Origin of the sequence: Desulfobacula sp. (assembly GCF_030145145.1) — a bacterium.
Lineage (GTDB): Bacteria > Desulfobacterota > Desulfobacteria > Desulfobacterales > Desulfobacteraceae > Desulfobacula.
Genome location: NZ_JAQYWD010000074.1, coordinates 1 through 12,704, shown reverse-complemented (window position 1 = coordinate 12,704; position 12,704 = coordinate 1). Strand labels below are relative to the sequence as shown.

At 43.3% G+C, this 12,704-nt stretch carries 11 protein-coding genes; 7 read left to right on the top strand and 4 right to left on the bottom strand.

Annotated features, from left to right (window positions below):
- Positions 1-224 precede the first annotated feature (224 nt).
- Positions 225-1,616, bottom strand: a complete 1,392-nt coding sequence (locus Q1Q15_RS24940) for a hypothetical protein (protein ID WP_300465407.1) — start codon at positions 1,614-1,616, stop codon at positions 225-227.
- 473 nt (positions 1,617-2,089) lie between these two features.
- Between Q1Q15_RS24940 and Q1Q15_RS24935 the strand changes: the two genes are divergently transcribed.
- Positions 2,090-2,461, top strand: a complete 372-nt coding sequence (locus tag Q1Q15_RS24935) for a transposase (protein ID WP_300465405.1) — start codon at positions 2,090-2,092, stop codon at positions 2,459-2,461.
- A 218-nt stretch (positions 2,462-2,679) separates the two neighbouring features.
- On the opposite strand, the gene Q1Q15_RS24930 is transcribed toward Q1Q15_RS24935, so the two are convergent.
- Positions 2,680-2,847, bottom strand: a complete 168-nt coding sequence (locus Q1Q15_RS24930; protein ID WP_300465403.1) for a hypothetical protein — start codon at positions 2,845-2,847, stop codon at positions 2,680-2,682.
- A gap of 58 nt (positions 2,848-2,905) precedes the next feature.
- On the opposite strand from Q1Q15_RS24930, the gene Q1Q15_RS24925 reads away from it, so the two are divergent.
- The 4 genes from Q1Q15_RS24925 to Q1Q15_RS24910 all read left to right on the top strand — a co-directional run bounded on the left by Q1Q15_RS24925 (position 2,906) and on the right by Q1Q15_RS24910 (position 6,700).
- Positions 2,906-3,073, top strand: coding sequence for a hypothetical protein (locus Q1Q15_RS24925; RefSeq protein WP_300465401.1), 168 nt, complete (start codon positions 2,906-2,908; stop codon positions 3,071-3,073).
- Positions 3,074-3,311: 238 nt separating this feature from the next.
- Positions 3,312-6,044, top strand: a complete 2,733-nt coding sequence (locus tag Q1Q15_RS24920) for a hypothetical protein (RefSeq protein ID WP_300465399.1) — start codon at positions 3,312-3,314, stop codon at positions 6,042-6,044.
- A gap of 160 nt (positions 6,045-6,204) precedes the next feature.
- Positions 6,205-6,357, top strand: coding sequence for a hypothetical protein (locus Q1Q15_RS24915; RefSeq protein WP_300465397.1), 153 nt, complete (start codon positions 6,205-6,207; stop codon positions 6,355-6,357).
- Positions 6,358-6,364: 7 nt separating this feature from the next.
- Positions 6,365-6,700: an aldo/keto reductase gene (locus Q1Q15_RS24910; protein WP_300465396.1), complete on the top strand. Its 336-nt coding sequence runs from the start codon at positions 6,365-6,367 to the stop codon at positions 6,698-6,700.
- Between the two features lie 70 nt (positions 6,701-6,770).
- Here the strand turns inward: Q1Q15_RS24910 and rsgA are convergent, their stop codons facing one another.
- Positions 6,771-7,877 carry a ribosome small subunit-dependent GTPase A gene (gene rsgA / locus Q1Q15_RS24905; RefSeq protein ID WP_300465394.1) on the bottom strand — a complete coding sequence of 369 codons (1,107 nt, stop codon included), beginning with the start codon at positions 7,875-7,877 and terminating at the stop codon, positions 6,771-6,773.
- A 553-nt stretch (positions 7,878-8,430) separates the two neighbouring features.
- Here rsgA and Q1Q15_RS24900 point away from each other — a divergent pair.
- Positions 8,431-9,642 carry a multidrug effflux MFS transporter gene (locus Q1Q15_RS24900; protein WP_300465392.1) on the top strand — a complete coding sequence of 404 codons (1,212 nt, stop codon included), beginning with the start codon at positions 8,431-8,433 and terminating at the stop codon, positions 9,640-9,642.
- Between the two features lie 198 nt (positions 9,643-9,840).
- Here Q1Q15_RS24900 and Q1Q15_RS24895 read toward each other — a convergent pair whose 3' ends face one another.
- A complete protein-coding gene (locus Q1Q15_RS24895; RefSeq protein WP_300465390.1) occupies positions 9,841-11,715 on the bottom strand; it encodes an aldehyde ferredoxin oxidoreductase family protein in 1,875 nt (624 codons plus the stop codon).
- A gap of 302 nt (positions 11,716-12,017) precedes the next feature.
- Between Q1Q15_RS24895 and Q1Q15_RS24890 the strand changes: the two genes are divergently transcribed.
- Entirely contained in the window at positions 12,018-12,578 is a 561-nt protein-coding gene (locus Q1Q15_RS24890) for a response regulator (protein WP_300465388.1), read from the top strand.
- The last annotated feature ends 126 nt before the right edge of the window (positions 12,579-12,704 follow it).

Genomic DNA, 12,704 nt, shown 5'->3' with positions numbered 1-12,704 from the left:
GTTAAAGGTGTTAACGATGCTGGAGTAGAAACTTCCAGACTCTCATCAGATGATGAACCGTTTTCGGCTTAAAGATCTCGGTGGTTACGAGGGGGGACACAGGGTCGTCTCTGCGCCAGCCCAGCCTCGGATGGATCAGCCGGAACTTGGCCCGCCTCCACCGTCATCTTATGATGTAAACCCTGCTGATGTAAGTGTAACCAATATTGATAATGAACCAAAAATCAATGAACCCTATCGCCAGATAAAACCTGGAGTAATAATATTATATCACCCTTATCCACTTTTCCATTTTCATCAAGGTCTCCTTTACAAGGAGGCTCTTTGATGTCAATGTCCAAAATGAATTCAACGCCCGTAGGTTCCAATTGGTTTCCAAACTCATTAATGGCATCTCCTATTACACCGAACACAAGAACGTTCTCTCCTTTAACCAATTTGTCAGAGTCAATATTCAAGGTATCCAAGTTCGGCCATGATAGAATTGGCAATCCGTTTTCAGTTCTTTCCCTACCAGCTTCGCTTGTAAAATCATCCGCAGAAATCTTGGGAGATATCCTGTATCCGTTTAAATAAGCCACCGCCATATCATCAACATTGACATTTAATGAAGCACTAAGAACGTCAGAACAGTTAGGGACTTCAAATGTGAATTTATAAAATGATGAAGAACAGTTGTCATAAGTAACTTCATTTGCATCATCAATGAATTCATTAGCCGAAATATATGGTTCATTCAGCGGCTCAGGCACACTTGAACACCCAAACGAACTTGCCACATGATTATCAAATTGTCGCTGAACTGAGGACCATTCATCAGAGTTATGTGCTGGTGGTCCGAAATTTACTTTATCAATCTGTTCTGAGAGTGTTCCATCAATTAGAGCTGCCTGGGCATATGTTGAACTTGTTATTTTTAAAGAAGCTGCCCCCGGTATGGGATCAGATAGCCAATTAACAACATTTTGACGGAATCTACTTCCGCTGGCGTCTGTATTCCAGAACATGATAGATATGTCGAGGATCGACAAGACGTTCTGATTCTGCCCCCAGAGCGTTATAACGTTGTAGTCGGAGAAGACTTGGATACCACCTTGCGCCGTCCCAGCATTTCCCGGCCCCGTGACATGATCCACACCATCTGTGAGTTGGTGCAAAATGATAGGATTCAAAACTAAATTCGGGGTATAGTCCGGGCCAACAATACCTCCCACAATGGAAAGGATGCTATTGTTCCAATCTTTCCAATAACGACTGCGCTCGCCATTCATCATTACTCGTTTGCCTGTAGAAATGAATTGAGAAAGAACAGCACGATCAGATGCTGACATAGCTTTAGAATAAGGTAAGTCGAGCCAAATTGCATCGGCGGATAGAGTTTGCGAAAGATTGAAAGAGGAAACAACCGTCACGTTGTTACCGAACGCGGCATTAAGCAGTCCTGTAATTTCAGAACCGTTCGATAAACCATAGCCGCCGTTTTGGAAATTAGATGGTTGGTAGATGATAAGGTTGACCTCGCCAGCCCGCAACACGGCAGTTGTACACAGGACTATAGCCAAAGTAGTTATTGTAATTTTAACCAACCGAGTCATCAAAACCCTTTCTGCACTCATAACCCCCTCCTATTCTAACCTATCCTAAATCAGCAATAGTATTTGAAACGGAAAAATAAAGTCGTATAAATTTAAAGTATAACTTCTTGATGCTAAATTAACACTTTCTTAATAGCACAAAATTTAACCCTATCCTTTTACTTTATTAAATGATTTTATCAAGCAAAATTTGTGCCACTTGATATGGTCAGGTAAAGGCTTAATTTTATATATTTTACAGTTTTTTAGGTAGTTCTTTTCTCATTAAAAAATGTAATAAAATCAGAAAAAGTTTTCCCAAGATTTCGCCTAGTGTTTCGATTAAGTATTTGTTTTTAATCTAATTATCAAAATTCTACAATGGGGAAATAATTTCGCATCGAATTCAGACCTTTTGATGCGTTTATTAGCACTACAGCGACACATTAAATCATAAACATACCGCTATTTATCTGCTACACTAACCATCTACATGAAAAACTGTGGAGGAAATTGTGCAGATAAATATTGATACATTAGAAGAACAGAAATCCTTTACCGGGTCATTGAAAGATTTTTCACAAGTACACCTGCGTCAAGTTTGTGGGAGTGATTTGGAACCGCTATGGGACGAGTTGGTAAAACGGTATCACTATTTAGGCCACAAATGGGATGATAAGGCGATGCTTCAGCAACATCAACAATTTGTTGCGCAGGAACTATCAACCGAAGATGGAATGTTGACTATAGACGCTTCCGAATTTCCAAAAAAAGGAAAACATTCTGTTGGAGTCGCACCTCAATATTTTGGCAATACTGGCAAAAAGGACAATTGTCAATGTTCCGGAAAATTTGAAATTTCAAACAAAAAATCAAATTGCTTCTGACTTGATAAAATCCGTCATAGACAAATTTCCAGCCAGATGGGTTGGTTGCGATGCAAGTTTTGGCAGCGATATCGACTTTGGGGAAGGAACTAAAGGTCCACTTCTTGCGCATGTAGCATGCTTGAGAGTATTTCCTTCTCGTGACGGATTGCCGCAGGACGACCCGATTTGGCTCATGATCAGAAAACGTACTGATAATCAGACAAGATACGCCTTTTCTAATGCCCCCGAAACAACATCTTTTGAAGAATTGTGCCGTGCATCTTGTTTGCGTTGGTCCATTGAGCGCTGTTTCCAGGAAGGAAAAATGCATCTTGGAATGGATCAATATGAACATAGATCATGGCCGGCATGGCATCGGCATATGCTTTATGTGATGCTGGCAAAGCACTTCCTTCCTTTTCCGTGTCAGACGTAAGTTAAAAAAAATGCCTAAGTTTAGCAATGGATAAGAAATTAATTCAAGTTGTTTTGTCTATTCGTTCTATTACACGTAAAGGGGCTTTAGAAATTGTAAAATACCATTTCAAACGTAACCAAATTGCGTATCAAAGCCATAGAAAAAGAAAAATTGCTTTCGCTAAAGAGTTAGGCGTAAAAGTGTCGCTGTAGTGTTAGGTAAGATAGTATAATCTTCTATGGGAATAAAAGTATCAATAGATAACATTTTTTTCCTATCCTTTGGAATCCTTTGATTGCCATTTATCCTCGCCACCTACGATCAATCTGTTGATGTAACGGCTTCCGCGATTGGTAATAGAACTAAAGTATTTAGTTGGTTCGTTTTTTGCTTGTTTTAACAAAAAAATTTGTCCTTGGTTTAAATACTACTATTTAAGGTAATAAAAATATGAACCGGTTTTTTATTTTACGGAAATTTATTTGCACTCTGCTGGCGATAATCGCGGTAGGGATTTTCATGACTTCTGCTGGGTACGCGGCATTGTCAGCCAGTGGTGATGTAACTCCTTATCCCTATAAGAACTGGATAAGTACGAATATGTATATCGGCTTTTCTGACACGGGTACGCTGAGTATTACTGACGGAGACACGCTGACGAATTATTATGTATATGTCGGTTTCCGATCAGAGTCCAATGGATCGGTGACCGTTGACGGTGTGGGATCTGAATGGACTGTCAAAATTCCAGGGACTTACCCTCTTCTACATGTCGGTTACCAAGGTCATGGAACGCTTTCAATACTCAATAAAGGTTTTGTGATGACGGAAAGCGCTAGTATTGGGAGTGAACCGGGCTCAAGCGGGATAGTGACTGTAAACGGAGAAGGGTCTACCTGGCAGAACAGCGGCTCTATTTCTGTCGGTTTTTCTGGTACAGGCCTTATTAATATTTTGAATGGTGCATCTGTTTCGATTTCTGGAGTTACATACATGGAGAAACTGGGAAAAATCTCCTTTGGCGGCAATGATGGCACACTTACCACTGGAATGCTATACACCGGTGCGTTTCAGCTGTCGGGCACCGGAACAATCAATACCTCCGGTATCGTTGCCGATGAAGATATTATCTTAAACAATTCAAACAGCGACACACAAACTTTTCAAATTGACAACGTCACCATAAATCTGAATCAAGATATTTCGAACCCTCTCGGGGTTGGTTACCGTGGGGAAGGAAGGCTCATAATAATGAGTGGCGTATCTGTTGCTTCGAGCGACGGCTATCTTGGATACAATTCAGATGCAACCGGAACCGCTACTGTCGACGGTGAGGGGGCTACATGGTCGGTCAACGACGGCTATCTCCATGTCGGCCACAATGGCAGTGGAACGCTTCTCATAACCAATGGCGGATCAATGACAAATACATACTCTGCTTACCTCGGGCACAATTTAGATACCCACGGGAGGGTAACCGTCAACGGTGAAGGATCTACTTGGAACAGTGGCGGTCTTTATGTCGGTGAGACCGGCACAGGAATACTTTCTGTAAGCGATAACGGATTGGTAACTAGTTTGGCCGGCTATGTCGGGAACAATCCGAATTCCAATGGAACGGTGACTGTTGACGGCGAAGGGTCTACTTGGAACAGCGGCATTCTATATGTAGGTCACAGAAGCAGTGGAACGCTTTCTGTAATCAATAGTGGTTCAGTAATTAGTTCAGCTGCTAACCTTGGGTACAATGCTGACGCCTCAGGGATGGTAATCGTCAACGGCGAGGCCTCCACCTGGACCGCCAACGGGAGTCTCAATGTGGGCTACAACGGTAACGGGACAATATCAATTACCGATGGCGGTTCGGTAACGAGTACTGCTACAAAGCTCGGGCTCAATTCTGACTCCATAGGGGTGGCAACCATCGACGGAGAGGGCTCTACCTGGAACCTGTTTGGTATCAATGTTGGTCTCAATGGCGCAGGTACTCTGAGCATTACCAACGGTGGTTCGCTTGTCCAGACTTCCCATAAAAGTTCATTTTCTATCGGTAGCCAATCCGGCTCTGTGGGGGCGGTGACCGTTAACGGAGAAGGGTCCACATGTGATGGTGGTCTCCATCTCACTATCGGCTACAGCGGCATAGGAACACTTACTCTCACCGAAGGAGGCTTTGTGAGGGCAAATGATGTCAATATCTTCAGCGGCTCAACCTTAACCGTTGATACTGAAAGCTTTCTCAATGTTGGTTACTATGGCCGCCTCAAGGATGGCACTATTATTGAGGATGATTGGAGGATCGGCGACATTAGCAACGAAGGAACTGTACGTCTTGTAGCAGATACGGGGGTGATTCCGGGCATCTATACTCCGATGGCATACGGTACAATGGCGGGCGCGGGTATCGTCCAAACCCTCGGTGGAATATGGGATGCAATCGATCACACTATAACGGTCACTGATAACGTTATGGCTCAAGGCATAGGCGGGGCAACCGTAACCCTTGATTTGGCCGTCAACCAAAGGGTTCTTGTCACCGACGCTGATAGTGGTAATTCTGTAGACGTCGGCTTTCTTGGGACCGACACATCCGTAGTCATCACCCTTGCCGTAGGTGCTGTCAGTGATGACGATCTCGATCTCCTTCGGGGGCTTCTTTCTGGGACAAGCGAAAAAATACTTTCCGCCTGGAACTTTTCAACATTAAACTATACAGTAAGCTCCGACAATCCGGCTTATCTGTCTCTTGATGCTTATTCGACCGAGAATCTTTCAAATCTAACCATCTGGTATCTTGTGGATGGGGCGTGGGCTGAGTACAAAGCCTCTGATCTTGCTTTTGACGGCATTGATGCCAGCTTTGTTGCCACCAGCTTAAGCGCTTATGCAGTAACGGCGACAATTTTAGGTGATTTAGATGGAGACGGTATTTTAGACGAACAAGACAAATGCCCCAATACTCCTGCAGGCGCAAATGTATATGATGACGGCTGTATTGTTATAAAAGGAGATCTAAATAATGATAAAAGAATTGGTCTTGAGGATTCTCAACTCGGATTTAAGGTTATAACTTTTCAACAAAATTCTGCTGATACGTCTTCAGACGTGAATGATGACGGGAAAATAGACCTGAAAGATACTATATACATTATTCAACACATCAAGAACGAAAGCGGGGAGTGAGTACTTCGTATCTTTAGGGCTCAGTCCAAACAGCAGCATTGAATATCAAAAATTAGTCGAATCCTGGTGCGTGAAAAATTATTTGTAAAAATGAAAAAAATCAGACAAGGAAAAAGGGACTGCAAAAGTTTAAAAGTAATCCATTCAATGGGAGATCTTTATGCAATATCGTAAAATACCCAAAACTGGGGAAGATATATCGATTCTGGGTTTTGGCTGTATGCGTTTACCTGAAAAAAGAGGCGGAATTGATGAAAAAAGAGCTAAAAAACAACTTTTAATGGCTATTGATGAAGGTGTGAATTATTTTTGATACAGCCATGCCATATCATATGGGGGCGAGTGAACCTTTTCTTGGAAAAACTCTTAACGAGGAAGGGATTCGAAAAAAAATAAACATAGCCATAAAATTGCCCCATTGGTCTGTTAATCAAGCCGACAATATGGATAAAATAATCAAAGCTCAACTCAAAAAACTTCAAACTGATTATATCGACTATTACCTGTTGCATGCCCTGAATGGTGAATCTTTTAATAAATTAAAAGAGCTTGGCGTGCTTGAATTCCTTTCTAAACTTAAAGCAATTGGATCCAAGCGGAAGAAGAACTGGAAAAGCGCATGGAAAAATCCTTCTCTGCATTTCTTTTCCAGTTGATGAATTCGTTATCTAAATTCCGCGTTGTTTTTGATTCACTGCAAACATGCCATCATATGGTTTTTTCCTTTCAATTGCGCCTCCTTTTGTTTATGGATTTAATTTTTAAAGCAACGCCTTTCCAGCGTTCTTTCTCCACTCGATCTGCACTTTTTTGCTGTCGGTTAGATAAATATAATAATTCTCTTTTCATTTTTTGGTAGCTATCCAGCCTTTCTTGTTTGACAGCACCGATCATAACACCATGAAGTACTTGACAGCCTGGTTCATGTGTATGACTACAGTCTTGAAAACGACAGCAGTTGGCAAGGTTTTCAATTTCTGGAAAAACAATATCTAAGCCACCGGCATCATCCCAGAACCCGATTTCCCGAATACCGGGATTGTCAATCACCATACCACCTTGAGGCATCAGGATAAGGCTGCGGTTGGTAGTGGTGTGCTTTCCCTTCCCCACGCTTTCGCTTACTGTATTGGTGGGTTGTATGACCTTTCCATAAAGATGATTCACGAGCGTAGATTTGCCGGCCCCGGAAGAACCAATCATGGCGATGGTTTGACCTTCTGATAGATAGGGTTCCAAACAAGTTAATCCATATGAATCCGTTGCAGATACCAAATGCACGGGAACTTCAAATGCCACCGCTTCCACCTCACGAACATAACGCTCAGGGTCTTGATGAAGGTCTGCCTTTGTCAGGACAATTGCAGGATTCAACCCACAATTATAAATTAAGGTAAGATATCGTTCTATGCGGCGTATGTTAAAATCGTGGTCTATACCGCTTACGATAAACACCGTGTCAAGATTGGCGGCAATTACCTGTTCTTTATTCGGCTGCACATCTTGTTTGCCATGGGTACCAGCAGCTCCCCTGGATAAAGCATTTTTCCGTGGTAATACATCTATAATGACTTTGTCAGCTATTAAGACCCAATCTCCTATAACTGGAAACAGACGATCTTTTTGGTAATTGAACCTTCCTGCTATGGTAACGAGCGTTTCATTATTTCCTCGACGAATGAGAAAACTATTTTTGTGTACACCGATCACTCTGGCAGGAAAAACATTGTCATTGCCCCTGCGGATGTTGTCTAAATGTGTCTGAAAATCAGAATCCCATCCCAAAATAGAAAGGGATTTGGAAATATTGTTTGTATCTTTATTCTTTGTCATTATTATTGGTCTCCGGCTATGGTTTTTATAACTTTACAGATTATTGCGATTAACTGAATCAAACATCAATCCAGTTGATCTGTTGCAGTTTAAGGCTTTATATCGCTCTGTAGGGGTGTTGCTTTGAAAAGATGTAACAATAATGACGGAATGTCCGATAGAACTTTATCCGGAATGGTCAAGACCTATATCGTCGGATGTAATCCAAACGATTAATTTGATCTAAACTAAAATCAACCTACCGCCGATTAATGATACCTTTTGCCGGCAACAGTTGACACAATTTCTAATGATCTTGTAAACAAAAAAATCCTTTTTTAAAATTTAAAATCGTTTGGATAAATATCATAAAATCGTACGAATAGTCAATCATTCAAATGAGTCTGCTGTCTATCTGTCCGGACCATTTATTTGCTGATTCAAAATATTGGAAAGGGGATCAGAAAACCGTTAAAAACAACCTCCGATCTCATTCCGCCCTTTACTTTGAAGGAAAATTCCGATATGAGCAATCCGATCATTGATACTGTGCAAAACGAAAAGGACGATCACCATGCCAATCAAAACGCAAGCAGAAATACGCAGTCCGGGTTACCGGGAATTTATCACTCTGATGGCGGTAATGATATCCATTACCGCCTTGTCCATTGATATGATGCTGCCTGCCTTGTCCGACATTGGCCGGGATCTCGGTGCAGGACATCCCAATGATGCCCAGCTCGTTGTTTCGGTATTGATACTCGGCATGGGGATCGGACAGATCTTTTTTGGTCCCCTGTCTGATTGCTTTGGCCGGAAACCTGTCATCTTTACCGGTTTTTTGATTTTTTCACTGGGTTGTTTATTGTCGATCTTTTCCAGGCAGTTCAGCCTTATGCTGGTGGGAAGGCTGATCCAGGGTATCGGTGCAGCAGGTCCGCGCACAGCCATCGTCGCACTCATAAGGGATCAGTACAGCGGCCGTGCAATGGCCAGGATCATGTCAACAATAATGGCTGTCTTTATTTTTGTTCCTGCCATAGCGCCGGCCATTGGTCAGGTTATCCTGCTCAAAGCGAACTGGCGGGCGATTTTCGGCGCTTTAATGATCCAGGGTCTCATCGCCCTGACCTGGTTCACCATCCGACAACCGGAAACACTTCCCCGGCAGCACCGGATGCCCTTTTCCGCCAGGCGTATCCTCAACGGCCTTGTTGAGGTCTGCACCAACCGTCTGTCCCTCGGATACACTCTGGCTGCAGGATTTATGTCAGGGGTGCTTTTGTCATACCTGAACTGCGCCCAGCAAATTTTTCAGGAAATCTACCATGTTGGACGGCAATTTCCATTTTATATGGCAGTTATAGCCCTGTCCATTGGAAGTGCATCGTTTGTGAATTCCCGTATCGTTATGCGGTTCGGCATGCGGTCCCTGTCATATCGGGCCGTTGTCTTGTTTATCATCCTGATGATCTTTTATCTGGCTGTGATCTTTCAAATGGACGGACCGTCTCCCTTGTGGTTGACCATGCTTTGTTTCATGTTAGCGTTTTTCTGCCTGGGTATTCTTTTCGGAAATTTGAACGCCATAGCCATGGTCCCACTGGGACATATTGCCGGAATGGGTGCCGCCGTCATCGGCTCATTGACCAGCCTGATTTCTTCTCCACTATCTGTTATCATCGGTCGGTATTACAATGGCACTACAGTTCCCCTGGCCCTGGGATTTATTATTCTGGGCGTTTTAACGATCACTGCCATGCACTGGGCTGATGATAACCGATGATTTTCGGATTCAGAGATGCGCAAGGCCCAATGGATATTCTCTTAAATGGGGCCAAAAATCGATTTGGCCTGTTCCCGGGTATTTCCTGAAATTTTTCTACCTGTGCGGTTAGACGCATTTAGCCATTAGCTGTTCGTTAAAAACCCAAAAGCTAACGGCTAAATGCAAATTAAGATACGATGAACTTATCGCATGTTATTATAAATTCAATACGTCTGCGGCATACGCCAGGTTCAAAGCGGTCAACTTTTCCCTGCTTGGTGACCCGGTTTCCAGGTTCCAGCCTCTTGCCGTGTAGTATTCATCCAGCATGAGCTTTAATTCTTCCTTGCTGATGAAATGGCCTTTTGAAGCACCGCCTGGTATGGGTTCGGTCAAAAGCCGTTCAGGTAGTGTGTCATCCGCCCGGGTAAACCCCTCTCTTACATTGAACGCCCTTGCCAGGTTATTAATCCGTTCACCGACCAAAAGGACATCATCGGTTGTATAAGCGATGCCGGTGACCGCTTCCATGAGATCTGCCGTATTCTGGGCAGCAATACCGATAACGGCCATGTCAAAAATAAAACCGCACATGGTGGGTGCATCAGTCACTGCGGTACGGATATCCTGGTTCCATTTGGTCAGTTCGCCTTTGCCTTTAGCCGCAAACCTGTCCACTTCTTTTGGGATGGGTATTCCAAATACTTCCTGGAACGCATATCCCCGACAGTGATCCGCACCGGTAAACGATGTCGCATAGTTGAGTCCGTGGGCTTTAGCCCCCCGGACATCATAGGCGGGAAGCTCTAACCCCTTGACATGCATGGCATACTTTTCAGATCCTTTGCCAATTTTCTGTGCGGCAATTTTTGAGCCGTCAGCCAGAAGACCGCCGAGTCCTTCTCGATAGGACATTTGTTTAAGGATGGTCATCATGGCCTTATCATTACCAAAGTTTAATTCAATGCCGCCGGTATCTTCCTTTGTCAGGATGCCTTTTTCATAAAGTTCCATGGCAAAAGCAATGGATACGCCCGAAGACATGGTATCAAATCCCATTTCATCGGCCAGGCGATCTGCGGCAATGATGGCATCAATATTTTCCACCCCGGTGACACCGCCAAAAGAATACATGGTCTCAAACTCGGGCCCTTCGCTCAGGGTTCCGGCATAATCACCGGTTTTGGCCAGTTTTACCTGACTGCAGCCCACGGGGCAGCCGTAACAATGTTCTCTTGTCACCGTTCGGTCAGTCTGAACTGCTACACCAATCTTTTCTATGGGATCATATTCGCCTGTTGTCGTATAATTTTTGGTCGGGAAAATACCCATATGGCAGGTGTGGTCCACCACCATTCCGGTTCCCAGTTTTGCAAATGCCGGATAAAGCACTTCACTGTCATTCATCGCTGTTGTGAATACTTTTTTGGCTTGTTTGAGCTTGTCTTTGTCTGCAATCTGTATTTTATCAGAACCCCGTACGGCAATGGCTTTAAGGTTTTTAGACCCCATTACAGCGCCGAGCCCTTTTCTCCCCACTGCCCGCCATTCATTAATAATGGCGGCTATTTTGATTTGATTTTCTCCTGCCGGTCCAATGCAGGCAATTCTAACATTCTGATCCTTAAGATCATTTTTAATGATCTGCTGGGTATCCGTGGTTTTCATTCCCCAGAGTTTTTTTGCGCTACGGAACTTTACGTCTCCATTTTTAATAAAAATATACACCGGTTCCGGTGACTGCCCCTCTATTATCATAACATCATAGCCGGCAAACTTTAACTCCACCGGAAAATGACCGCCGGACAGACCCATGCCCACCGCCCCGGTTAAAGGGGATTTGGCTGTAACGGCCATCCTGCTGGCACAGGGAACAGTTGTTCCGGAAAACGGACCCGGGGAAAAAATAAGTTTGTTGTCAGGACCCAGTGCGTCTGTATTTGCCGGCACTTCATCAAACAGGTATTTAATCCCAAATCCTGCGCCACCGATAAAATCCTTTGCCATCTGAAAGGGAAGGTCTTCTTCTTTTACACTTTGATCCGTTAAGTTGATTCTTAACACTTTTCCGGTATATCCACCTTTGTACATATTCCCACCTCCTAGGTTAAGTTGTAACACTACTGGTTTGACCCTTTTATTCCCCAGCGGCAAGGATTGTTTGCATCCTGACGCTGGGCGCTGGAAAACCATTGTTGTGCAAAAATATAAAAGCCCCTTTTACCCGACATTGAGTAAAAGAGGCTCCATTACCTCTGGTAAAAACTTTCTTCACGATCACCAATGATTTAATACCCCTGATGTTGGGTTGTCAAGCAAAAAATGGTTTACAGGCGAACTGTTTTGATATTCGCCTTGACAAAAGAATGATTTTTATTTTAAAGAGCTGAAGTATGAGCTACCGTATTTTAATAGCGGACGATGAGCCGTTAATTAGAGCAGATCTAAAAGAATTACTGGAGGAAATGGGCTACGAAGTTGTTGCAGAAGCCTCCGACGGAAAGGAAGTGCTTGATATGATCGAAAAGGTCAATCCCGATGTGGTCATTTTAGACATTAAAATGCCCCAGATCGATGGTATCAGTGTAGCAAAAAAAATTTCCAACCGGTTTCCCGTTATTTTTTTAACGGCATACAGCAACCGGCAATTGATTGAAAAAGCGAAAAACTCCGGCGGGATGGCCTATCTTTCCAAACCTTTTCGGGAAAGAGATCTTGCCCCCAGTATTGAACTGGCAGTCACACAATTTCTAAAAGCCTCAAAATTAACAGAACGTGTATCCAGGCTGAAAGAACAATTGGAAAGCAGGAAGGTGATAGAAAAAGCGAAGGGCTTGTTAATGAACAAAGAAAACCTTTCTGAAACCCAGGCTTACAGAAAACTGCAGAAGATCAGTATGGAAAAAAACAGGACAATGAAAGAAGTGGCCGATGCTATAATTTTGATGTCTTAAACTGTCAGTTAAATATTTTTTTTATCAGCAATTCTCATTTTGGCATTTTCTTGAACGGGTCAGGCTTGTTTTATTGTGCTTTTTATCAAAAATCGGTTCTTGAAGAGGCTAAAAGCGCAATAAAGC